Annotated in this window: 24 protein-coding genes and 1 pseudogene; 17 read left to right on the forward strand and 8 right to left on the reverse strand. The window is 30.3% G+C overall.

The window, feature by feature from the left end; translation table 11 throughout:
* The first annotated feature begins 30 nt into the window (after positions 1-30).
* The 11 genes from METIG_RS00690 to METIG_RS00740 all read left to right on the forward strand — a co-directional run bounded on the left by METIG_RS00690 (position 31) and on the right by METIG_RS00740 (position 9290).
* Positions 31-1236 (forward strand): ABC transporter permease, encoded by a 1206-nt coding sequence (locus tag METIG_RS00690; RefSeq protein ID WP_013798309.1) that lies wholly within the window; start codon positions 31-33, stop codon positions 1234-1236.
* 78 nt (positions 1237-1314) lie between these two features.
* Positions 1315-2856: a serine--tRNA ligase gene (serS, locus tag METIG_RS00695; protein ID WP_013798310.1), complete on the forward strand. Its 1542-nt coding sequence runs from the start codon at positions 1315-1317 to the stop codon at positions 2854-2856.
* A 270-nt stretch (positions 2857-3126) separates the two neighbouring features.
* Positions 3127-4212, forward strand: coding sequence for a cobalt-precorrin-5B (C(1))-methyltransferase CbiD (gene cbiD / locus METIG_RS00700; protein ID WP_013798311.1), 1086 nt, complete (start codon positions 3127-3129; stop codon positions 4210-4212).
* Positions 4213-4230: 18 nt separating this feature from the next.
* Positions 4231-4614 (forward strand): tRNA (N6-threonylcarbamoyladenosine(37)-N6)-methyltransferase TrmO, encoded by a 384-nt coding sequence (tsaA, locus tag METIG_RS00705; RefSeq protein WP_013798312.1) that lies wholly within the window; start codon positions 4231-4233, stop codon positions 4612-4614.
* A gap of 74 nt (positions 4615-4688) precedes the next feature.
* Positions 4689-5531, forward strand: coding sequence for a hypothetical protein (locus METIG_RS00710; RefSeq protein WP_013798313.1), 843 nt, complete (start codon positions 4689-4691; stop codon positions 5529-5531).
* Positions 5521-6132, forward strand: coding sequence for a calcium-activated nuclease EcnA (gene ecnA, locus METIG_RS00715; RefSeq protein WP_013798314.1), 612 nt, complete (start codon positions 5521-5523; stop codon positions 6130-6132). The genes METIG_RS00710 and ecnA overlap by 11 nt, the downstream gene beginning before the upstream one ends.
* A 137-nt stretch (positions 6133-6269) precedes the next feature.
* Positions 6270-7277 (forward strand): ATP-binding protein, encoded by a 1008-nt coding sequence (locus METIG_RS00720; protein ID WP_013798315.1) that lies wholly within the window; start codon positions 6270-6272, stop codon positions 7275-7277.
* Between the two features lie 278 nt (positions 7278-7555).
* The gene (locus METIG_RS00725) at positions 7556-7804 is read left to right on the forward strand and encodes a hypothetical protein (protein ID WP_172632600.1); all 249 of its coding nucleotides are present in this window, start codon (positions 7556-7558) and stop codon (positions 7802-7804) included.
* Positions 7801-8178: a hypothetical protein gene (locus tag METIG_RS00730; RefSeq protein ID WP_013798317.1), complete on the forward strand. Its 378-nt coding sequence runs from the start codon at positions 7801-7803 to the stop codon at positions 8176-8178. The genes METIG_RS00725 and METIG_RS00730 overlap by 4 nt, the downstream gene beginning before the upstream one ends.
* A gap of 163 nt (positions 8179-8341) precedes the next feature.
* Positions 8342-8791 (forward strand): protein-tyrosine phosphatase family protein, encoded by a 450-nt coding sequence (locus METIG_RS00735; RefSeq protein ID WP_048055466.1) that lies wholly within the window; start codon positions 8342-8344, stop codon positions 8789-8791.
* 64 nt (positions 8792-8855) lie between these two features.
* The gene (locus METIG_RS00740) at positions 8856-9290 is read left to right on the forward strand and encodes an EVE domain-containing protein (protein WP_013798319.1); all 435 of its coding nucleotides are present in this window, start codon (positions 8856-8858) and stop codon (positions 9288-9290) included.
* A gap of 1 nt (position 9291) precedes the next feature.
* Here METIG_RS00740 and METIG_RS00745 read toward each other — a convergent pair whose 3' ends face one another.
* The gene (locus METIG_RS00745) at positions 9292-9906 is read right to left on the reverse strand and encodes a transglutaminase-like domain-containing protein (protein ID WP_048055467.1); all 615 of its coding nucleotides are present in this window, start codon (positions 9904-9906) and stop codon (positions 9292-9294) included.
* Between the two features lie 80 nt (positions 9907-9986).
* On the opposite strand from METIG_RS00745, the pseudogene METIG_RS09775 reads away from it, so the two are divergent.
* A pseudogene (locus METIG_RS09775) lies at positions 9987-10959 on the forward strand (DDE-type integrase/transposase/recombinase).
* A gap of 36 nt (positions 10960-10995) precedes the next feature.
* Here the strand turns inward: METIG_RS09775 and METIG_RS00760 are convergent.
* Positions 10996-11811, reverse strand: a complete 816-nt coding sequence (locus METIG_RS00760; RefSeq protein ID WP_322785245.1) for an FIST signal transduction protein — start codon at positions 11809-11811, stop codon at positions 10996-10998.
* Between the two features lie 97 nt (positions 11812-11908).
* Between METIG_RS00760 and METIG_RS00765 the strand changes: the two genes are divergently transcribed.
* Positions 11909-12112, forward strand: coding sequence for a hypothetical protein (locus METIG_RS00765; protein WP_013798321.1), 204 nt, complete (start codon positions 11909-11911; stop codon positions 12110-12112).
* Positions 12105-12251 (forward strand): hypothetical protein, encoded by a 147-nt coding sequence (locus METIG_RS09490; protein WP_013798322.1) that lies wholly within the window; start codon positions 12105-12107, stop codon positions 12249-12251. The genes METIG_RS00765 and METIG_RS09490 overlap by 8 nt, the downstream gene beginning before the upstream one ends.
* A gap of 38 nt (positions 12252-12289) precedes the next feature.
* Here the strand turns inward: METIG_RS09490 and METIG_RS00770 are convergent, their stop codons facing one another.
* The 3 genes from METIG_RS00770 to feoB form a co-directional block, all read right to left on the reverse strand.
* Complete coding sequence (locus tag METIG_RS00770) at positions 12290-12952, reverse strand: selenouridine synthase SelU-like subunit (RefSeq protein WP_013798323.1); 663 nt, start codon at positions 12950-12952, stop codon at positions 12290-12292.
* 4 nt (positions 12953-12956) lie between these two features.
* A complete protein-coding gene (locus METIG_RS00775; protein WP_048055469.1) occupies positions 12957-13610 on the reverse strand; it encodes a selenouridine synthase SelU-like subunit in 654 nt (217 codons plus the stop codon).
* Between the two features lie 141 nt (positions 13611-13751).
* The gene (feoB, locus tag METIG_RS00780) at positions 13752-15695 is read right to left on the reverse strand and encodes a ferrous iron transport protein B (RefSeq protein WP_013798325.1); all 1944 of its coding nucleotides are present in this window, start codon (positions 15693-15695) and stop codon (positions 13752-13754) included.
* 271 nt (positions 15696-15966) lie between these two features.
* Here feoB and METIG_RS00785 point away from each other — a divergent pair, with 271 nt between their 5' ends.
* Positions 15967-16365 carry a metal-dependent transcriptional regulator gene (locus tag METIG_RS00785; protein WP_013798326.1) on the forward strand — a complete coding sequence of 133 codons (399 nt, stop codon included), beginning with the start codon at positions 15967-15969 and terminating at the stop codon, positions 16363-16365.
* 123 nt (positions 16366-16488) lie between these two features.
* On the opposite strand, the gene METIG_RS00790 is transcribed toward METIG_RS00785, so the two are convergent.
* From METIG_RS00790 to METIG_RS00800, 3 genes are all read right to left on the reverse strand, one after another.
* The gene (locus tag METIG_RS00790; RefSeq protein WP_013798327.1) at positions 16489-17511 is read right to left on the reverse strand and encodes an ATP-binding protein; all 1023 of its coding nucleotides are present in this window, start codon (positions 17509-17511) and stop codon (positions 16489-16491) included.
* A gap of 34 nt (positions 17512-17545) precedes the next feature.
* Positions 17546-18562, reverse strand: a complete 1017-nt coding sequence (locus tag METIG_RS00795) for an ATP-binding protein (RefSeq protein WP_048055470.1) — start codon at positions 18560-18562, stop codon at positions 17546-17548.
* Positions 18563-18679: 117 nt separating this feature from the next.
* Complete coding sequence (locus METIG_RS00800; protein ID WP_013798329.1) at positions 18680-19747, reverse strand: hypothetical protein; 1068 nt, start codon at positions 19745-19747, stop codon at positions 18680-18682.
* A 542-nt stretch (positions 19748-20289) separates the two neighbouring features.
* Here METIG_RS00800 and METIG_RS00805 point away from each other — a divergent pair.
* Both METIG_RS00805 and METIG_RS00810 read left to right on the forward strand, forming a co-directional pair.
* Positions 20290-21768, forward strand: coding sequence for a thiamine pyrophosphate-binding protein (locus tag METIG_RS00805; protein WP_048055471.1), 1479 nt, complete (start codon positions 20290-20292; stop codon positions 21766-21768).
* A 247-nt stretch (positions 21769-22015) separates the two neighbouring features.
* Positions 22016-22894, forward strand: coding sequence for a topoisomerase DNA-binding C4 zinc finger domain-containing protein (locus tag METIG_RS00810; RefSeq protein ID WP_013798331.1), 879 nt, complete (start codon positions 22016-22018; stop codon positions 22892-22894).
* Positions 22895-22922 lie beyond the last annotated feature (28 nt).

Here is a 22922-nt window from a genome sequence, read left to right on the forward strand (position 1 = left end):
TACGTTCGGAGGCATAGGGGGAGGAAAGAAATGAAAATAAACTCATCTAAAATAAAAACCATTGCTAAGCATGAGATATTGTCCACAATAAAAAGGAAACAATTTATCATTGGAACTGTTGGTGTTCCGTTAGTTATGATAATAATCGCTATTATTGGACTCTATTTTTCTTCCGATATAGGGAATTTAAAGATTGGGTATATTGATTATTTTGGAGTTAATATACCAGACAAAATTGTAAAATACAATTCAATCCAACAGAAAAATATAACGCTGTATTTTATTGAGTATCATAACATTGAGGAAGGAAAAAATGACGTCTTAAATGGAACAATAGACATCTTAGCAATAATTCCAAAGGATTATTTGGATACTGGAAAAATTATAATATACTCCACAACAAAATCTATAAATCCAACAATAGCAGAAACACTTAGGGACTTATTACTTGAAACACTTTTAAAAGATAAAGTGGATAATAAAACCTACAACCGTGTAAAATCCCCATTAAACCTTGAAATATACAGTATAAGTGAAAAGGGTGAAGAAAAGGAAAGCATCTTTTCCCAAATATTGCCTATAGGGTTTGTCATGATTTTATACATTGCCATAACGACAGTCTCTGGGTTGATTGTAGGTAATACAATTGAGGAAAAAGAACATCGTATAATGGAAGTCCTCCTCTCATTTACAAATGCAGAAAACATTATGATTGGAAAGATTTTGGGGATTTCTGTTGTTGGGTTAATCCAAATATCAATATGGCTTATGTTTGCATTGCCAGTGGTTATTGTATATGCCATTAAAGTATCTACATTTTTGGTGGCTATGGCAGTTGTATTCTTTATATTGGCTTATTTGTTCTACACTTCTCTCCTTTGTGGAGTAGCCTCACTCTACACAAATCTAAAGGACGCCAGTCAGATAATTGCACCAATAGTAATTATTCAAACAATCCCATTTATGATGTTAAATCTCATCCTCACGAATCCAAACCACTATGTTGTAAAAATCCTCTCCTATCTCCCATTTACAGCACCACAAGTAATGTTGATGAGATTGTCAATAACTAACGTGGAAATTTGGGAGTTAGTTCTCTCTTTGGCAATTATGGTTTTATCAACAATTGCATCATTCATCATTTCAATAAAACTCTTCAAAATAGGAACTCTTATTTATGAGGAGAACATGTCATTAAAAAAGGTTCTTAAAATTTTGAGAGGAAACAGATCTTAATACTCTTTTAAACTTACTTAAACTTAAATATAAAATGGGACTATAATATGACTAAAACTTCATTGTAATGGTGAAATCATGAGGTTTGAACTTGACGGAAGGATAATGTTTAGCAAAGAACTAACCGAGGAGGCAATAAAAAGCGCAGAAGAGGTTATAAAAAACAGCAGAGAGATATTTTTAAAAGGTGTACCAAAGGGAAAGGAAGATGAGGCCTCAAAAATAATAGATTATAAATTTGAAGGAAATCAATTAAAATTAAAAATTGTTTCAGGAACCTATACAAGAGCACATGAAGGATTAATAAGGTTGAGGAAGCCACTTGCTCAAAAACTTGGTAGGGAGCATAGGATAGGTGTTAGGGATATAATCATAGACCACTACGTTATAACAATTCCATCAGAAAAGGCAGAGAAGTTAAAAGGCAAAAAGGTTCCAGAGTGTGAAGTAGAGATTGACAATAATGAGATAAAATTAATATTTGAAAATGTTGGAGATAGTGAATTGAAAAGAAACATTATCGATAGAGCAATAAAATTTGTAAAAAATGAATTGGAAAAAGAAGAGAGGGATTTAACCTTTGAGGTCTGCAAAATCCCACCAGGAACAATAGTTAGAGAATACAAGGCAAAGAGAAAAATTACCTTTGACAAAGACCCAACAGATGTTGCAGAGGAATTGGGATGGGTTAAGAAGTTCCCAGGAAGAGGGCAGTGGTTCTATGCTCCTCCAATGGCAGCATTGTTTAGAGCTATGGAAGAGTTGATTGTTGAGGAGGTTGTTAAAAAACTTGGCTTTGAGGAATGCTTATTTCCAAAGTTAATTCCATTGGAAATTATGTATAAGATGAGATATTTGGAAGGGTTGCCAGAGGGAATGTATTACGTTTGTCCACCAAAAAGAGAGCCAGAATTATTTGAGGAATTTGTTAGCGAGATGATGATTAAAAAAGAAATTCCTATTGAAAAATTAAAGAACTTGTTGAGAGATCCAGGTTATGTTTTAGCTCCGGCACAATGCGAGCCGTTTTACCAATTCTTTGACCATGAGATGATTGATGTTGATAAACCAATAAAATTCTTTGATAGGAGTGGATGGACATACAGATGGGAAGGTGGAGGAGCAAGAGGATTGGATAGAGTTAATGAATTCTTGAGGGTTGAATGTGTTTGGATTGGTTCCCCAGAATTTGTTGAAAAAACAAGAGATGAGACCTTAAAATATGCTGAAAAATTGGCGGAGAAATTGGACTTAGAATATTGGGTTGAGGTTGGGGATGATCCATTCTACTTGGAGGGAAGGAAAAAAGAAGATAGGGGCATAGAGTTCCCAGATGTTCCAAAGTATGAGATGAGATTACTTTTACCCCATATAAAAGATGAAAGAAAAGGTGTTGCCGTAACATCAGCAAATGTGCATGGAACACATTTCGTCGAGGGCTTTGGAATTAAGGATTATAAAGGAAGAAGAGTTTGGACAGGATGCACTGGGTATGGAATAACAAGATGGGTTGTTGGGTTCTTAGCCCAGTATGGATTTGAATTTGATGACTGGCCAGAGTTGATAAAGAAAAAGATCAAAAAACTACCCGAAGTTCCAAAATTAATAACTTGGCCATAAAATTTTTACACACATTTTTAAATGGCTAAAGTTGGAGCTAAATTTTCAAAATAAAGTATATAGTCGTTCTGCGAATGGTGTCATAAAATTATTATCTTAAATTTCAATTTTGGGAGTTTGTTTAATAAATTTAAATTTGAATTTGTAGGGATCATTTAATTGCAAACGACTTAGCCCTTCATTTAATTTAATTAAGTTTTAAGTTTTTAAACCATTTATAATGCAAACAACTATAAAACTAAACATTTAAATATTAAGTTGAGGGGCAGTATGATTTACGATTTTAGAAAAAAGGGGAAGTTAGGTTATACAACTGGCTCGTGTGCAGCCGCTGGGGCTTATGCGGGGCTGTATTTTTTGAAAAATAATGTTAGACTAAACTATGTTAAGATTGAGAATCCAAACGGAGACATATTAATTATTCCAATAGAAAAAATAGAGAGAATAAGAAAAAATACAGCAAAAACAACAGTAGTAAAATATGCTGGGGAAGATATCGATATAACAAATGGGATAGAGATAATTGTTGAAGTAGAATTGATAAAAAGAAGAGAAATTAAAATCATTGGTGGGGAAGGAATTGGTATTGTTACAAAAGACGGCTTGCAAATAAAGAAGGGAGATTATGCTATAAATCCAAAGCCAAGGGAGATGATTAAAAATAACTTATTAAAGTTACTTGATGAAGATGAAGGAGTTATTGTAAAAATCTCTGCCCCTAAAGGAAAAGAACTTGCAGAAAAAACCTTAAATCCAAAATTGGGTATTGTTGGAGGAATTTCAATACTCGGAACTACTGGAATTGTTCGACCAATGTCAAATGAGGCATATAGGGAATCTCTCGTTCCTCAAATTGATGTAGCGCTTGCAAATGGGTATGAGACGTTAATATTCACGCCTGGAAATATCGGGACAAAGTTCGCTAAAAAACTTTTAAATGCAGAAGATGACCAAATAGTTGAGGTCTCAAATTTTTGGGGATATATGCTTGATAAGGCAGAGGAGAAGGGCGTTAAGAGCATTTTAGTATTTGGTCATGCCGGAAAGATAATAAAACTTGCCGCAGGAATTTTTGATACTCATTCAAAGGTTGCAGATGCGAGGAATGAAATTTTAACTGCCTATGCTTCTTTATTTATTGATGATAAAAATACCTTAAAAAAGATACTCTATGCAAATACGACAGAAGAAATTATGGAGATTTTAAAAGAAAAAAATGTTTTACATGGAGTTTTTAATGTAATAACGAAGAGAGTTGTTGATAGGTTGTCAAATAGGTGGAAAATAAACTTTAGTTGCATAATAATAGATATGAAAGGCAATATTCTTGGAAAATATCCCGAAAATTTAATTTAATGTAATTTGGTGTTTTTTATGGAGTTTAGGGTATTTCCCATTGGAAAAATTAAACAAAGAACTAACAACACAATTTTGGAAATATTTAATGAGTTTAAAGATGGTTTAGATGACCTCAATGAAGGAAATAGAATTTTAGTCTTTGTGTGGTTTGATAAAAGCGACACTCCTAACAAAAGGAAAATACTAAAGGTTCACCCAAAAGGTAACATAAACAATCCAATAAGAGGAGTCTTTTCAACAAGATCCCCAATTAGGCCAAATCCAATTGGCATTTACAACGTTAAAATTTTAAAAATGGAAAATAATAGGTTATATGTAGAAAAGATTGATGCATTTGATGAAACTCCAATAATAGATATCAAGATTTTTTCTAAGGAGTTAGATTGCCCAGAAAAATAACCATAAAAATTATATTGGGTTATAACCATAAAATTGTATATGTAGATTTTATGCAATATATATAGGTGAGGAATATGCTTAAAAAAATAATCTTTTTGGTAGGAACTTTATTGTTATTTAGTGTGGTTTATGGGGAAATTTGGAGTGATACAAAATATCCTAACGATAATTACACCGAAAATGATATTAATGAGATATTTAATTTTCCATATGATTTTGAAAAAATAGATAAAATAGAAATTAAAATTATTGCGTTTGATGTTGATGCCTCAGGAAAAGATTATGTTTATGCCAACAATAAGAAAATAGGGTATTTGAATTATGGAGATGGTATAACTACATTTAACATCAATTCTTCATATATTGATTCCAATGGTAACATTAAAATGAAAGTTGATAAAAACGACAAAATGCAAATTAACAAATCTATAATGTATGTGCATTACTACAATAAAACATCAGACAAAAATGAAATTTATAGCCAAATAGTTAAGATTGAGGATAAAGCAACAAAAACTGATAAATCTTGGACATTTAATTTCCCATACTACAATGACATCAACATAATTATAAACAACATAGTTATTGAAATTGAAGCGTTTGGGGTTAATATGGGTGAAGACCTTGTTTATGCCGATAATGAAGAATTAGGAAGACTATTAGACAATAATGGATTTTCAACAACAACATTTACAATTAACTACCCCAAAGCAGAAGATATTTTGAGTGATGGCTCAATTACTATAAAGGTTGATAAAAGTAAAGGTGATAATATTACAGTTAATTCTATTACCTTAACTGTATATTATACACCAAAATCATCTACATCAACAGCAAAAGCACCAATACCACTTGGAGTTATTGCTCTTTCTTTAATTGGCATATCATTTTTATTGGTGAGATATTATGGAAAGTAAAATATCTCTAACAATATTGTTATTTTTTATTTTTTTATCTGGGTGCATAGAGTTTAATAATCACAATAGCAATGGTTTTAATGATAACTTTGATTTTATACAGACCCATGAGCATTTCTATGGAAAAGTTGTTAAAGTTGTTGATGGGGATACGGTTTATGTTGTTGCAGAGAATGGGACAAAATACAAAATAAGGTTGTTGGGAGTTGATACTCCAGAAACTCACATAAAGAACAATCCCTATGAATATTATATTGATAAAAACACTCCAATAACAGATGTTAATTATCTAAAAAAATGGGGGTACAAAGCAACAGAATTTGCAAAGAATAAACTTGAAAATAAAACTGTAATAGTGGTTTTTGATAACAAAGCACCTAAAAAAGATAAGTATGGGAGGTATTTAGCTTATATATTTGTAAGTAATACTACCTACGGGATTCGAAAACCGGAGGTTTTCGTAAACTTTAATGAAGAACTGCTTAAATATGGATATGCAAGAGTTTATATCAGCAATTTTGAGTTAAAAGATGAATTTATAAAAATTGAAAAAGAGGCAAAAATGCGTAGGATAGGTTTGTGGAATTGGAGCAATAACTAATGGTTTTTATGTAATTTAAATTCAAATTTGATTGTGTACTTTTAGATATTTTTAATTTTTTTAGGGAATCAATTTCTATTAATTTTGCACATATCCCATTTAAATTTTTTATCTCAACAGTAAAAAACGGTGAAATTGTGAAATTCTTCAACAGAGAAAAAGAACTAAATTATTTAAAAACCTATTGCCAATTAGAACCAAACTCTATACTCTTTGTTTATGGTCCTAAATCATCAGGAAAGACTACAGTAATGCTTAGAGTTATTGAAGAATTATCTGAGAGGGGGGATTTAGTATTTTTCTATTATGATTTAAGAAAATATGCAACTCCAACAAAGGAAGAGTTCTTAGAAATATTTTTCGAAAAAGGTGATAAAAAATACTTATTAAACAAGTTAGAAATTAACCTAAAAATATTCAAGTTGGGAGTTGAAGAGAATTTTGATTTTAATAACCTATCTCTAAATGATATCTTTGCTAAGATAAACGAAAGTATAAATGCAGTTGTTAAGGATAGAAAGAAACCAGTTTTAATAATAGACGAACTACAAAAATTAAAAAATATCTATTTTAATGGAGGGAAATCATTATTAAATGAGTTGTTTAATCTTTTTGTGCATTTGACTAAGGTTAGACATTTATGTCATGTTGTATGCTTAACTTCAGATACTCTATTTATAGAGGAGATTTATCAAAATTCCACATTGGAAAACACTTCAAAATACTATTTAATTGACTGGTTAAAAAAAGAAGATATTAAAAAAATTCTAAAAGAAGAAGGATTTAATGATAAAGAGATTAATTATTGCTTAAATTATCTATCTTTACCTTATGAAATAGTTGATTTAATTGAAAATAAAAAACTTGGTTTGTCTGTTGAAGAGACAATAAGACAGTGGATAAATATTGAGAAAGATAGGTTAGTTTATCTACTAAAATCAAATAAAGAAAGAAAAGAGAATCTGTTAAAAGTTTTAAGTAAATTTAAGGAAAAAATTAAAGTAAATATTGATGATTTTGAAGATGAAATCTTTGAAGATGTTAAATTCCTAATAAAAAATGAAATTTTGTTTTATGATGTTGTTAATGGTATTATAAAACCAACGTCGATAAAAAAATGGTATGCTATAAAAGAAGTCATCTAAAAATGGGGACGCTCATGTTCATTCAAGATTACCTAATGTATAAGGGGTATATTTATTTATAGTTGCAGGGTTGAGATATATAAATGGGTCTATAAATAAACCCTCTCCAAACAAAAACCAAACATCAGGTAATCACAATTGAGGATGAGCGAATTGAAAATATTTATAACGCAATCAAATATTTAGAAGGTATAAATTACAATATTTCAAAAATGCACTTTAAAGATGTTGATAGATTTTTAGATGAATTTAATCAAATAAAATCCAAATACGAAAAAATGAAAAAAGATATTGAACATTACCAAAAAATCTTAGATAGACAGGAAAGTATCCCAGATAATTATTATGAAATAGAAGAAAAACTTAAAACTTACAAAAAAGAACTTCAAGAAAAAATAGGAACTGATTTTGAGGAAATAATTAAATTTTTAAAAGGAGAATTAAATGATTTTAATGTAAATGAAAAAACATTAAAAAATTTCGTTATTTACCTGAAACCACTCATAAAGGAGGTTTTAAATTTATGATTTCTGAAGATGAATTTTATGAAAAGTTACTGGAAAAAAAGAAGAATGAAGAAATTAAAGTTGAGGTCAAAGACATTGATATTTTTCAAAACTACAGACAAATAGATTCCCCTGATATTGTTCTAATTTTAAAATTAAAATTAAACATTTTCTCAAGAGATTTTGACATTGAGATACCAATACCTATTGAAGTAGAAAAAGTTGGGCTTAACTCTGCATTAGAAGATTTAGAAAAATTCATTAAAAGAGAACATTTTAAGTTGTCATTACCAATGTTAGTTATCTCAGAAAAGGGGTTTAAAACCGATAAAAAAGAGTATCCTTTAAAAACAGAATTTAAGATAAAACAAATTCCCTATTATTTGATAAAATAATTAAAAATAAAAACACATTATTTAGAACATAGAAATGTATTAAACTTTTGAAAAATGCCATACTTAAAATTTTAAATGATGGTTGGATAGAAATAAAACCAAATTTGAATTAAGTAAATTTTGGAGATTTTGGAAAACTACTCATACAAAAATGGTGATTATTATGGGCAAGTGTAGGCATAATGGGGAAGTTAGTATTTTTGGAGTAAGACCTGCAAGTTTTCCTTATTTTCCATTTCATTTAAAAGATAAAATTGGGGGGTTTGTAATATTGGATGAGTTATGGTTGATGAGGTGGTGTGAAATTATTGAATATCCGATGAGAATTCCAACCTTATATGTGCCAATTGAGGATTATGGCATTCCAACTGTTGAGGATATGGATTTGATTGTTGATTTTATAAAATATCATGTTTCTAAGGAGAGGGAAGTTGTTGTTTCTTGTATTGGTGGGCATGGAAGAACTGGAACTGTTTTAGCAGTTTGGACTGGGTTAAATGGGGTTGAAAATCCAATAGAGTATGTTAGAGAGCGTTATTGTGAGTGTGCTGTTGAAACACAGGAACAAGAAGAGTTTGTAGAGTATTATTTAAGTATAAGGAATATTAGTTAATTTTTGAAAAAGATTAGAATTTTTAAAATCTAATGAAAATAGAAATAAATTTTTAGGTGAGATAATGACATACTGGCTCTGCATAACAAATGAAGACAACTGGAAAATTATAAAAGATAAAAAGATTTGGGGAGTTGCTGAAAGGCATAAAAACACAATAAATAAGGTTAAAGTGGGAGATAAACTAATTATTTATGAAATTCAGAGGAGTGGGAAGGATTACAAACCGCCATATATAAGAGGAGTTTATGAAGTTGTTTCAGAGGTGTATAAAGATTCTACAAAAGTTTTCAAGCCAACTCCAAGAAATCCAAATGAAAAATTCCCTTGGAGGGTTAAATTAAAAGAAGTTAAAGTTTTTGAACCACCAGTTAATTTTAAAGATTTGATTCCAAAACTTAAATTTATCACCAACAAAAAGAAGTGGAGTGGTCATATAATGGGAAAGGCAATGAGAGAAATACCAGAGGAAGACTATAGGTTAATTGTTGAGATATAAATTAACCGTCAAGACCCACTAAATATTTAACCCCCTTAAGCTCAACTTTTAAAACTAAATTGTCTCCTTGCTTTATTATATTAATATCTTTTATTTTTGAAAAATTACTAACCAACTCATTAGATAGATGTAGTTTGAAAAATCTTATAAGAGATTCTTTAATAAGTTGATCTTCAATATTGTATATTTTGCCCCAATTTTCTAACTTAAAAGAAACTGTTTTTTTATTTTCTTTCATTGCTTTACTAATTACTTCAACCAATTCTGGTATTATATTCTTTAATTTAAATTTAATATTTGAACTCTTATCTTTTTTTCTTTTTATTTCTCCCACTTTCTCAACAAAAAATTCTCCATTTCTTTCCATTAAAATTAGTTTTGTTGCTTCTTTTATGTTCTGCTTAATTAACCAAGCTTGTTCATCCAATATAGGTAGTTTTTGATCAAGAATGTATGTTTTTCCATTTATTTCTATTCCTGTTGCTACATGTCCAAGATATCCAAAAAATTCGAAAAAGTAAATTTTATTTTCTGGATAAAGATTTAGTAAGAGAGCTGCTGTTAGTTTTGCATAATCTCTACAGACTGACAATCTATAATTTAAAATGTCAGACATAGTTATATTTAACTGTTGTATCCCAAAATTATTTCGCATCAGTAGGTAATAAAAAGAGGAATGTTAATAATAAGAATAATATGAAGGGGGCAAAACTTAACGATAAAATGATTAGGAAAATCATTAGATGGAAAGAAAAGGGCTTTGAAACCAGCCGTATAGCTAAGAAAGTTGGAGTAACTCCCCGTAGAGTTCAGCAAATATGGAAAGAATATAGAGAGACCGGAGAAATTCCAAAGATAAAGCGTAGGGGTAGAAAGCCAAAGAAAATATCGAAGGAAGAGATTGATTTAGTTCTTAAAGCAGTTGAGGAGTATAAAGGAACCAGTGCAGTGCATTTAGAGAAATACATAGAGAGTAAGCACAATATACATATTCCTCATAATCGTATATATACTATACTGAAGGAGTTCGACCTTATCCAGAAGGGAAAGAAGAAAAGAAAGAATTAGACGAAAACCTTCGGTTTTCGTTGCTCGCTTGCTACGCAAGCGAAAAGCCAAAGCGATTCAGCGCTTCAAAACCTAACGAAATGTGGCAGATGGATTCTAAAATCGTAGATGTGGATGGAGTTAGATATAATCTCCTGTTAATAATTGATGATCACAGTAGATTCATCCTACACGCTGGAATTTACGAAGAAGCTACAACCGACGTTGTTATCTCGGCTTTAGAAGAATGCTTTGAAAAGCATGGAACGCCGAAAAAGATATTAACTGACAATGGAACCCAATTCGTCCCTGCAAGGGGTGGAATCTCGAGATTTCAGAAGTTTCTAATGGAAAGGGAAATTTTGCATATAAAAACCTCAATCAGACACCCTCAAACGATAGGAAAAGTTGAAAGAATAAATAGGGAAGTTGAATATCGACTGGACAAGTTCAATTAGACGAAAACCTTCGGTTTTCGTTGCTCGCTTGCTACGCAAGCGACAACCTGAAAGAATTCGTTGAATGGCACAACCAAATAAAACCACACCGCTCATTAAGTTTTAAAACCCCATACGAAGTATACTTCGAAAATACCAAGTGTAATAAAGGGGTGATAACATGAACATGAACAACGAAATAATTTCAGGATACAACAAAGTTATTGAGAAATGGCTTTTTTACTAATAACCAAGATAGTAGAAGTTTGATTATAATGCCCTATAGCCCCACCTCTTGTAGATCCTTGCTCACCATAAGTATTAAACCCTATAACAGGAACATCACCAACAACTTCTTTAATAATATCTACATCATTTATTTTTAATTTTTCTTTTAAAAAGTGTCTTAAAATGCAGTTAAATATAACAATAGCCCCCACATCCTCTTTTTCTATATTTGCATCATTAATAGCCATCATTATTGCTTTCTTAAAACTTTCTATAGCTGTCTCTCTATCAGTTTCCATTATAGATAAATAGCTACCTTCATAAATTTCTGAGTATAAGCTAATACTTCCATCGGGATTTTCACGCATAGCACTTTTTATAATATAATCCCCATAAATATCAGAACTTCTTAAACCAAAAGGGTTTTCAGATAGAATTTCAGGGGTTAGTGAATCAACATCTAAAAGTTCTTTTAATACTTCAGCAGCAGGTCTATTATTTAACTCATAAATTGTTCTATCTTTTGCTTTAGTAACAACAGCTCCTTTATCAGTTGGTTTATATGGATGACCCATTCCTGTGCCCATCTTTAAACCAGCTACTATTGTGTTAATGACAGCATTATTGTAAACTCCATCAGCATATTGATATGTCATATTAAATTTTAAATCATCTCCTGTTGAACCTCCAACTATCCTAATATTTCTCCCTAAAACAGACAGTATTCCTCTCATAGCAGGTTCTTCTAATCCAGACAATCCATCAATTAATGTTATAGAAACAAAGGGGTTTATATTCAGATTTTTTATTTCTTTAGATCTGAGGGTGGTGCATAATTAAAAAATTTAAATATGGTGAGTCAAAAATAGAATACAAAAAGTGATAAAAATCGAATGGTGAATACCCATGGACGCCGTTAAGATAGTTATAACTTTGATAGATAAATATCTTACTGATAAAATCGAACAACCAAAACGTAGGGGACCTAAGGGTTATGATTTAGTATTGAAGTTGAGATTATTAGCTTATGGGGTTTTAAAAGGATTATATTATACGAGGGAATTAGTGAGATATTTAAAGAAGTATTATAAAAAACCAGATTATGAATAGATTCTGGACAAATGTAAAAGGTTTTAAGAAAAAATACGTTTTCTGTATGTTATCGGTTATAACCGCACAAATATTAGCAATTTACAACTTAAAAACTCTAAATTATCCCCTAATAAGGATTAAAGACGTTAGAATATAAATTTAGATGTATCAATTATGCACCACCCCAATTAATGTTTATTTAATATGTTTATATGCTTTAAATCCTCCAATCAATCTCTTAACTCTAAATCCTAAAAGTTTTAATATTAAGGCGATGGATTGGCTTCTCATTCCACCCCTTGCACAAAATACAACAATTGTTTTATTTCTATCTAATTTGGTTACTTCTCTCATAATTCTCCTAATACCTTCCTCAATAATCTTTGCTGCAACCTCCATTGCTTTGTCTTTTCCTTCATGTTTGTAAATTTTTCCAATGAGTTCATGCTCCTCATCTAAGAATAGAGGAATATTTATGGCATTTGGTATTGTTCTTTCTTTATATTCCCTTGGAGACCTCACATCAACAATAATAACTTCATCTTTCTTCATTAATTCCTCTAAATCACTTACTGTTATTAAATCATCAGTTAATTCCTTCCCAACTGAATTCAGATAGTTTTTGATGTCTATTGGCTCAAAGTAAATTTTATAATTATTAAATTCAACGACTTCTATTTTTTTGTTTTCAAGGACTTCTTTTGATTTGTTTAAAATAAAAGATGCCAACTCCCCACTAACTTTCCCAGCAAGGATTTTTTTACCATCCGTTATCATCTTCCTACCATCATTTAAAATAATAGATAGAACAACATCATCTTTAAAAGTTAATAACCTTGCCAAGATTTCCTCATCCACGTTCTCACCTATCAACGTGTTTTAATTTTGATTTTATAAATTCATCAACAATTTTGACAGATTTGTCTAAATCTTCATTATAAACAATCAAATCTGGCTGTATTTTTTTTATTACCCTCATGTAGTGTTCTCTGTAAAGTTTTTCCTCTATTAAAAGGGCAGCGTTGTAATATTCATCCTTTTCAATTAGTTCAATGATTTTATCAATAGTTCTTAAAATTTCTTCCCTTTTTAATGAATTTCTCAACAATTCAAACTTAGAAATTAAAATTCTCTTTTCATGTTCATTTTTTGGAAGATATTGGTTTAATAATCTGTTTATTTGACATTCATAAGGACAATCTACCAATATTTTGTAGGTGTAATTGTTCAAATTGGCGAACAACTCTGGAATTTTTAATTTTTTTACACCTCCTATCTTTCTACCTTCATATTCAACAACGCAGTATCCTTTCTCCTCCGCTTTTTTTATTTGCTTATACAACTCTTTTTCAAATTCTTCCTGACTTCTTTGCTTTAGGTGGTATAAATCACCCAATATGCTTCCTCGCGTGTTTGCACACTCCTCAATGTCAACAACAGGATGGTGTTTTTTTAATTCCCTTAAAATCTCAGTTTTTCCACAACCTGTTTTACCAAATAGTCCAAAAATTATCATCAAAATCACCATGCGTATACAAAGGCAGTTTTTAATAATACTAATTGTTATTAAAAAAGTTAATGGATAATGTTCTAAATATTCAAATTAATTGATAAATATTAACGAGTTTTTAACATCATATTCATGGTAGTTTCAATACTAAAATCCAAGTAATTTTCCAAGTTGGTAAACAATAATTCCTATTGTTGTTGCAAGGATTAAGTTGTAGGATGTCCCAAATAGCGTCCATTTTATGCTCTTAGTTTCTGTATAAATGGCTGCAATTGTTGCCAAACATGGGATGTAGATAACCGAAACTAAGCATAGAACAAACGCCTGCAGTGGAGTTATATATTTTGTTACATCTCCATATACAATGCTCAATGTAGAAACCACCAACTCTTTTGCAAATATTCCAAACACTAATGCTATTGCTCCTCTCCAGTCTAATCCCATTAGTAGAGTTATATGCTCAAGGATTTTCCCAACAACCATTGCATAACTATCTTCTATGGTTGGATAGTTGAAGATATAGTAGAATATTAAAGAACCAAGTGCAATTATGGTCCCTGCTTTTATTAAGAATTCTTTACTCCTCTCCCATGTCATTTTTAAAACATTCCTCCAATCTGGTGTTCTATATGGGGGGAGTTCAAATATAAACGGCTCAGTTTCTCTTTTAAACAGTATTCTTCCAAGCAAAGAAGATACCAAAAGCATCAAGCCCATTGTTGTTAATATTATTAATAGAGTAAATAATGCCTTGTATGACGCAAAAAATGCCCCCGCTAAGAATCCAATAACTACAAATCTCGCTGAACATGGCACCAATGGAGCCACCAATACAGTCAATAATCTATCCCTTGGACTCTCGATTATTCTTGTTGCCATTATGCCAGGGACATTACATCCAAAACTTAAAATTATTGGGATAAACGATTTCCCACTCAAACCAAATTTTGACATTATCGAATGCATCAACGCTGCAACTCTTGCTAAATATCCACAATCTTCTAAAATTGATAGGGAAAACATGATTAAGACAATTTGAGGGTAAAATTCCAAAACACTCCCAACTCCCGCCAACAAACCATCAACAATAAACCCCTTATATAATGGGGGTAGGATATTTGATAAAACTCCCCCAATAAACCCAAAAAACTCCGCTATTATCTCAGAAAAAACCCCTCCAACACTAAAAACAAAATTATACATTAGATACATAATACATGCAAATATTATTGTTCCATAAATTGGATGAACTACAATAACATCAATATCATCATGAATCTCAGTGGAAATGATTATATCCTTCAATAACTCATCACAAACCCTATATCTTTCCTCAACAATATAACTTTCAATATCATGTTTTATTTTACTCTCAATTTTTTCCTTTAATTTTGCCACATAATTCATAAATTCCTCGTTATCCTTAAATGCTTCTAAAACCTCTGGGTCTCCTTCGAGCAATGATATAGCTATCCATCTTTTTGGAAGTTTGGCAAATTTATCTGATTCTGGAAGATTATCCAATTTTTCAATAATTTTTTCTATGCATTCTTCTAATATTGGAGAATATTTTATTACATTTGGTTTTCTTGGCTTGTAGTTGTATATTGCCTCCTTTAACTCCTTTATACCTATTTTATGCCTTCCAGATGTTTTTATAACGGGCAAGTTTAATTTTTTGCTTAGTTTTTCCTCATCAACAAAAACTCCAAATCTTTCAGCCTCATCAATTAAATTTAGACATAAAATTGGACTTTTTCCCATCTCAATTAACTGCAAAGTTAGATATAAATTTCTATTTATGTTTGGAGTGTCAATTATGTTTAAAATAATTGCATCCTCATTCTCTATCAAAAAGTCCCTTGCTATTTTTTGGTCTATTGAATTCGACATTAATGAATAAATGCCCGGTAGGTCAACTACAACATATTCTTTATCCTTATATTTTAAAATTCCTTCCTTTTTTTCAACAGTAACTCCTGGCCAATTTCCTATAGATTGATTGCTTCCAGTTAATTCATTAAATATGGTGCTTTTTCCAACGTTCGGTTGTCCAACTAACGCTACGATTTTTTTATGATTGTTTGACATTATTTCCCCTCTTAATCATGGAGCATTTATGTTTATTATAGCAACCTAAGCACATAAACTTACGTAAAAAGTTTATAAGGAAGATTTTGATTGAATTTAATTTCATGTTGTCCCATCCATCTATATTAATATTACTTAAATAATTTAAGTGAACTTAAATATTTTTTAAAAAATATAACACTGTTAAATTTTTACATATTAGAAACCCTTAAATAATTTAAGCTCACTTAAATTAAGTTGGGTTTTGATATATATAATTTTTGGTGATATAATGCCATCTGCAAACATGGAAGATTACTTGGAGAAGATTTATTTATTTACAAAGAATAAAAATAGACCAATAAAAACAACAGAACTTGCGAAACTGCTGAATGTTAAGCCCTCAGCCATAACGGACATGGCAAAAAAGATGAGTAAAGAGGGTTATATTATTTATGAGCCATATGTTGGCATTAGTTTAAGTGAAGAAGGTGAAAAAATAGCAAAAAAAACATTAAGAAAACATAGAATAATAGAGACCTTCCTAACGAACTTTTTGGGGATGGATTTGGACAAAGCTTATGAAGAGGCATGCAAAATTGAACATGTCGTATCAGATGAGACTGTTGAAAGGCTCTATTCGTTCATGAACAAACCAAAAACCTGTCCGCATGGGGAGAATATTGAATAAACTTACATATTCGTTTGCAGAATTTTTGTCATTTGTTATGACAAAACTTTTTAAAATATGAGATAAACCTTAATAATTTACTTAACATTTTTATCACTCTAATGTTACGTTACGTGGGTGACCTCATGATTTTAGTAGCTCTCTTATAGAGTGCCATGTTTTTATTGAAGTTGGTTTTATTATGCCGTTGATTACATCATAGAATAGTATCTCATTATTAACTAAAAATTTAAACTCATTTATAAACTCTTTTTTAATAATTTCTTCATTTTTAACTTTAATATTATTTTTAAATTTACCTAAAATTTCATTTATTTTATTTTCATTTAGTTCATCCGGAATATTTGCGATTAAATATAAAATTTTATCCTTTTCAATATTTATCCACTGTCTTATTGTCTCTTCAACAGACAAACCAAGTTTTTTATTTTCAATTAAATCAACTATTTCATAAGGTAAAGATAGATAATTTAAGCAATAATTAATCTCTTTATCATTAAATCCTTCTTCTTTTAGAATTTTTTTAATATCTTCTTTTTTTAACCAGTCAATTAAATAGTATTTTGAAGTGTTTTCCAATGTGGAATTTTGATAAATCTCCTCTATAAATAGAGTATCTGAAGTTAAGCATACAACATGACATAAATGTCTAACCTTAGTCAAATGCACAAAAAGATTAAACAACTCATTTAATAATGATTTCCCTCCATTAAAATAGATATTTTTTAATTTTTGTAGTTCGTCTATTATTAAAACTGGTTTCTTTCTATCCTTAACAACTGCATTTATACTTTCGTTTATCTTAGCAAAGATATCATTTAGAGATAGGTTATTAAAATCAAAATTCTCTTCAACTCCCAACTTGAATATTTTTAGGTTAATTTCTAACTTGTTTAATAAGTATTTTTTATCACCTTTTTCGAAAAATATTTCTAAGAACTCTTCCTTTGTTGGAGTTGCATATTTTCTTAAATCATAATAGAAAAATACTAAATCCCCCCTCTCAGATAATTCTTCAATAACTCTAAGCATTACTGTAGTCTTTCCTGATGATTTAGGACCATAAACAAAGAGTATAGAGTTTGGTTCTAATTGGCAATAGGTTTTTAGATATTGCAACTCTTTCTCTCTATTGTAGAATTTCATTTTATCACCTATGGAATAAAATTGGCGTAGCCCCCTATGGTTTCAAAACCTCCTTTATAGCATACCACTTCTTTACCGATGTAGGCTTTATTACACCATTTATCACATCATAAAACAATATTTCATTCTCAATTAATATTTTTAGCGTTTCAAATAACTCATCCTCAATATCCTCATTTTTTATTTTAATATTATCTCTAAACTTGGATAAAACTTTTAAAATTTCATCTTTTTTATTTAGGTTTTCTCTTATTATGTATCTTATTTTATCCTTCTCAATATTTATCCACTGCTTTATACTTTCTTCAACAGATAAGCCTAATTTTTTATTGTTTATTAGTTGGGAAACCTCATAAGGTAAAGAAAGATAATTTATGGCATAATTTATCTCCTCTTCATTAAATCCTTCTTCCTCTAATATATTCTTAATACAATCTTTATTTAGCCAATCTATTAAGTAGTATTCAGAAGTATTTTCTAAAGTAGAGTTTCGATATATCTCTTCTATAAACAAAGTATCAGAAGTTAAGCAAATAACATGGCATAAGTGTTCCATTTTAGTTAATGAGACAAAGAGATTGAATAACTCGTTCAGTAAGGACTTATCCCCATTTCCATTAAAATAAATACTTTTTAATTTCTGCAATTCGTCAATTATTAAAACTGGTTTCTTTCCTTCTTTGATTACTGTATTAATATTTTCTTTAATCTTCCTAAACACATCATTTAATTTTATATCATCAACATTCCACCCCTCTTCTACTCCAAACTTACATACCTTAATGTCAATGATTAGATTGTTTTTAATGTATTTTTTGCCCCCCTTTTCAAAGAAAATATTTAAAAACTCATCCTTTGTTGGCGTGGCATGTTCTCTTAGGTTATAGTAGAAAAATATTAAATCACTATCCTCTAACTCTTTAATAACCCTCCTCATTACTGCTGATTTCCCTGATGATTTAGGCCCATAAACAAACAATATAGAGTTCGGCTCTAACTGACAGTAAGTTTTTAAATAATTTAGTTCTCTCTCCCTATTATAAAATTTCATCTTATCACCATTATACGGCAAAACCCTTTGGGTTTTGCCAAATAGGATCATAAGTGCAGAAAAGTTGATTATTTGGTTAAAACAATTTATTGAAAACTTCATAAATAAAAAAGTTAATTAAGCAACAGGATATGCACTTTCTGGTTTTTCATCAACCAATCTTACATTTTCTGCCTCTTTTGGTAATGAGATTACTTTTGTTCTTGTAACTACTGTTTCTGGGATTTTTATTGATATTCCATTCCTTTCTATTGTTCTTGAGCCGATTCTTGTTTTGTAAGTAATTTTAACCCCCCAAACTTTTCTTCCAAATCTATTAACAAATTCCCCTGGCCCCTCTATTTTTATATCAAATGCATCCCCTGGGAAATAGACTCTTTTTGAATATTCTCTTTTCTTTAATGGGTGATAGTAGGTAATCCACTTTGTAATCCCTTTACCATATTTTGCCTCTGATGGGATGTATTTGTCTGCCTTCTCTTCCTCCTCAAGCAATCTCTGCAAATACTCCTCAACCATCTCCTCAAGTGCAATCTCTTCTCCACTCCATACCTCATACTCAATATCCCAACCATTTACAACAGATACAATATTTGCAAGTTTTACCGTTCTTTCATTTTCTTTCTCCATCATATCATATATCTTATCCAAATAATCCTTGAATCTCTCCTTAAAGTCCTCTGTTCTTACTAATGTACAAAAGAAGTCTGTTGCCTCTTTTAATTTTGTTAGTTCATCAATACTCTTAACAAACACCATCGCCTTCCTAACTTGGCAGTACATCTTTCTAATTTGCTCAAGGATTTCTGGAGAGAGTTTAAGCTTAGCTCCCTCACTAACCTCTTTAATAACCTCTTCTGGAAGGCCTTTAAGTTCCCTCTCTAACTCCTCCCCCTCTCCCCATGGATTGTAGATTTTATCCCAATCATAATATCTTGCTATATAATTTGCTGTTCTTGTTGTTGCAACATTCTCCTCCATAGCAATTTTTCTCAAATCCTCAGTTAAAAATCCAAATTTCTTCTTCCAGAATGGAGAGTATGTTAAAGTGCATAAATAATCACTCCTCTTTTTTAATTCAGTTAATTGCTCAACACTCTCAATAGAAAGCATTTCATCTCTAATTATGCAATTAATTCTTCTTATGTCTCCTGGCCCCTCCACCCTTCCGTAAATTCTTCCCATAATATCACCAAACGATTATTTTATTATTTAATTAATTTTTTCTATATTTTATTTTATATTTTTCACATTATATATAGATTTTTGATTATAGGTGGGGAAGCTGTCAAGATAAATGTCTTTTAACTTGTGATAATAAGTTCTAACAGACTCACAACTTACTGATTGAAATGCGTACATAATATACGGCAAAACCTTGTTTTGCCATAAAAATTTTGGATATTAAGTTATTAAATTTTTTAAGAGTTTATTTACAGCCGTGTGCGGAATATATACGGCAAAACCCTTTGGGTTTTGCCATTAATTTTTAAACTCATTTATAATCAATAATTTTCAAATAAGGTTTAGAATGGGATAATAATATAAATAAAGCAAACATTATAGTCGTGTGTTATAAATAGTCATGTATTCCAATAAAATTAATGCCTAAAATTAGGTATTATTTAAAAATTTTAACTAAAATTTTGACTTCTTTCAAATTCTATATGTTAAAAATAAGTGTAAAAATTCCAAAAACGGGTATATTGATGTTGTTAAGTGATACTATGAAATTTACAGATGCAATATTAGACTTTTTTAAAGATAAGAGTATAAAAACTGTCTTCTCTTATCCAGGAGAGCAAATCTACCCATTATACAAAGCGTTAAATGAAAATGACGATATAAAAAATGTAATGGTTAGGCATGAGCAGGCAGCAGCACATGCAGCAGATGGATATGCTCGAATAACCAATTATGTTGGCGTTTGCTTGGCAACTGCTGGACCTGGGGCGACAAATTTAACTACTGGTATTGCAACAGCATATAAAGACAGTTCTTCAGTTTTGTGTATAACTGGGAGATGCCAAAAAAAATATATAGGAAAAAATTACTTCCAAGAAATACCTATGGAATTTTTGAATTTTTTTAGAGGATATTTTGTTGAAACTTCCGACATAGGTTACTTTGAGAGGGCATTTAATGAAACCTTAAATAGTAGAAAACCCATTCACATAAATATTCCAAGAGATGTTTTTGGTGATACAGCAAAAAATACAAAAATAGAAAACAAGAACCAAAATCATTTTAAATGCAATATAAAAATAAAAAATGTTGAAAAACCACTATTATTAATAGGACAGGGCATATACGGAAAGCTGGGTTATAAAGAAATAATAAAGATAGGGAAAATTTTAAAGGAGTTAAACATTCCAATTGTAACAACCTTCCCAGCAAGAGGAGTTATTGATGAGAATGATGATATATGCTTAGGTTTAGTTGGTAGAAGAGGAAGTGAAATAGCAAACAAGGCTCTATTAGATGCAGATTTGATATTTTCAATTGGCTCCTCTTTATCTTATAACACAATCGTTGAAAGTGTTAGAGAAGAAGTTTTAAATAAAATCATTCCTATAAATCCAAATCCAAATAACATTGGAGAACTAAAAGAAATTCTTCTTAATTTGGAAATAAACGATAAACCTTGGATTGAAAATGTAACAAAAAAATCCCTATTGGATAAACTGGGCGATTATTCATCAAAAATTAAAGAGATAATAGACCATTTACCAAATGATGCTATAATAACAACCGATGCTGGAAACCATACGGTCTTTACCTGCATGTTAAAAAAATGTTCTCTACCAAAAACTATTATCTCCTCCCATTCTATGGGAACTATGGGATTTGGGTTGCCTGCATCTATTGGAGTTAAATTTGGATGCTTAGATTATGGTATAGATAGAGAGGTTGTATTAATTAGTGGAGATGGCGGATTTCAGATGAATATCCAAGAGCTGGGTGTTGTAGCAGAGAATAACTTAAAAATCTTAATGGTTGTTATGAAAAATAACAAACTCAATGTATTTGGGGACATAAGAAACCCAGATTTCAATAAAATAGCAGATGCCTATGGAATAGATAATGTATATATTGAGAGTATTGATGAAATTGAAGAAAATGTAAAGTCCTATCTAAAAAACAAAAAACCTTACTTAATGGTTGTTGAATGTAAGGATGAGAATTTACCAATGCCATTTAAATAAGAAATTTAGGTTATTGCCAAGTTAGGTGACAATGCCACTTTTGAGGAAAAACAGAAAAGTTATGAAAAGTTTCGTTAGGAATTGCCTAAAATAAATCTTATCCTTTGGAAAAAAATCTAACAAGTATAGTGAGTTTGAGTAATAAAAACTCAAAGTTTTTAATTTTTTTAATTCAATTTTGAAGTTTCATGTGGGATAAGGAAAAATAAGGAATTAGTTTTATAAAACAAATTTGGGAGGTAGGGCTATGCTGGATGAACTATTTTCGATTATGACAAAGAACATACATTTTAATGCAACACAACTAAGTGAAAAAACATGGAACCAAAATTGGAAAGTTCCAGAAGGGCTTATATCAATCATTGGTATTAAAAATGGAAAAAAACCTGTTTTTTATTACGGAGTAACAAATGCATATAAAAAGGAATACGAATTAAAAAAAGGGATTTCCCCAAGCGGAAGCAGATTCATAAATGCAAGGGTTTATTACAAATTTGACAGACATGATATCATTGAAAAGGAAAAATACGTTGCTGCCAACGCATTTAATGGCTTACTCTTATGTATTAAAGTAGATAAAGATGAATTCGTCAATATCACTAAAAGAATGTTGTTAGATGGTTACAAGAGTGGGGATGAACATATTATAGAGGTTTTAGAAACTACAAGAGATAGGAATATGTTTGATACCATTGAAGAAAGTGCATTATTTATTGCAAATAGGGATTACAACTGGTTGATTGGTAAAATAAAAAATGCAACAAGATTATTAAGGTTTTCTGGGCAAGGTTATTGGCTATTGCCATTAAAAACAAAGTTAGAAATAACATCAGGGTTTATTATTAAAGGAAATGAGTTGATAGTGAATTTAGAGAACGTAGAGTTGTTTAAAAATTATTTGGTTTATGTAGATACAAAGGAAAATGTTGTTAGATATAATCCAAATAGGTTGTGTAATAGAGGAGTTTTCCTCGTAGATGAGGTTAGAAAGATGATTAATGAAAACGTCTGTCCTTGGTGTGGAAGCAAGTTGAGAGTAGTTAGAACTAAAAAAGGAGAGTTCTTAGGTTGCACAAGTTATCCAAACTGCTTATATAGAAGATTCCCAAATAAAAATACACAATAATATGCAAAATGAGAAATCACACAAATAT

This window comes from Methanotorris igneus Kol 5, from assembly GCF_000214415.1.
Lineage (GTDB): Archaea > AGJL01 > Methanococci > Methanococcales > Methanococcaceae > Methanotorris > Methanotorris igneus.

Bases quoted from the DNA above. Each gene is read 5' to 3' on its own strand.
- METIG_RS00690 (WP_013798309.1), top strand. From the start codon at position 31: ATGAAAATAAACTCATCTAAAATAAAAACCATTGCTAAGCATGAGATA.
- serS (WP_013798310.1), top strand. From the start codon at position 1,315: ATGAGGTTTGAACTTGACGGAAGGATAATGTTTAGCAAAGAACTAACC.
- cbiD (WP_013798311.1), top strand. From the start codon at position 3,127: ATGATTTACGATTTTAGAAAAAAGGGGAAGTTAGGTTATACAACTGGC.
- tsaA (WP_013798312.1), top strand. From the start codon at position 4,231: ATGGAGTTTAGGGTATTTCCCATTGGAAAAATTAAACAAAGAACTAAC.
- METIG_RS00710 (WP_013798313.1), top strand. From the start codon at position 4,689: ATGCTTAAAAAAATAATCTTTTTGGTAGGAACTTTATTGTTATTTAGT.
- ecnA (WP_013798314.1), top strand. From the start codon at position 5,521: ATGGAAAGTAAAATATCTCTAACAATATTGTTATTTTTTATTTTTTTA.
- METIG_RS00725 (WP_172632600.1), top strand. From the start codon at position 7,556: ATGAAAAAAGATATTGAACATTACCAAAAAATCTTAGATAGACAGGAA.
- METIG_RS00730 (WP_013798317.1), top strand. From the start codon at position 7,801: ATGATTTCTGAAGATGAATTTTATGAAAAGTTACTGGAAAAAAAGAAG.
- METIG_RS00735 (WP_048055466.1), top strand. From the start codon at position 8,342: ATGGGCAAGTGTAGGCATAATGGGGAAGTTAGTATTTTTGGAGTAAGA.
- METIG_RS00740 (WP_013798319.1), top strand. From the start codon at position 8,856: ATGACATACTGGCTCTGCATAACAAATGAAGACAACTGGAAAATTATA.
- METIG_RS00745 (WP_048055467.1), bottom strand. From the start codon at position 9,906: ATGTCTGACATTTTAAATTATAGATTGTCAGTCTGTAGAGATTATGCA.
- METIG_RS00765 (WP_013798321.1), top strand. From the start codon at position 11,909: ATGGACGCCGTTAAGATAGTTATAACTTTGATAGATAAATATCTTACT.
- METIG_RS09490 (WP_013798322.1), top strand. From the start codon at position 12,105: ATGAATAGATTCTGGACAAATGTAAAAGGTTTTAAGAAAAAATACGTT.
- METIG_RS00775 (WP_048055469.1), bottom strand. From the start codon at position 13,610: ATGATAATTTTTGGACTATTTGGTAAAACAGGTTGTGGAAAAACTGAG.
- feoB (WP_013798325.1), bottom strand. From the start codon at position 15,695: ATGTCAAACAATCATAAAAAAATCGTAGCGTTAGTTGGACAACCGAAC.
- METIG_RS00785 (WP_013798326.1), top strand. From the start codon at position 15,967: ATGCCATCTGCAAACATGGAAGATTACTTGGAGAAGATTTATTTATTT.
- METIG_RS00790 (WP_013798327.1), bottom strand. From the start codon at position 17,511: ATGAAATTCTACAATAGAGAGAAAGAGTTGCAATATCTAAAAACCTAT.
- METIG_RS00795 (WP_048055470.1), bottom strand. From the start codon at position 18,562: ATGAAATTTTATAATAGGGAGAGAGAACTAAATTATTTAAAAACTTAC.
- METIG_RS00800 (WP_013798329.1), bottom strand. From the start codon at position 19,747: ATGGGAAGAATTTACGGAAGGGTGGAGGGGCCAGGAGACATAAGAAGA.
- METIG_RS00805 (WP_048055471.1), top strand. From the start codon at position 20,290: ATGAAATTTACAGATGCAATATTAGACTTTTTTAAAGATAAGAGTATA.
- METIG_RS00810 (WP_013798331.1), top strand. From the start codon at position 22,016: ATGCTGGATGAACTATTTTCGATTATGACAAAGAACATACATTTTAAT.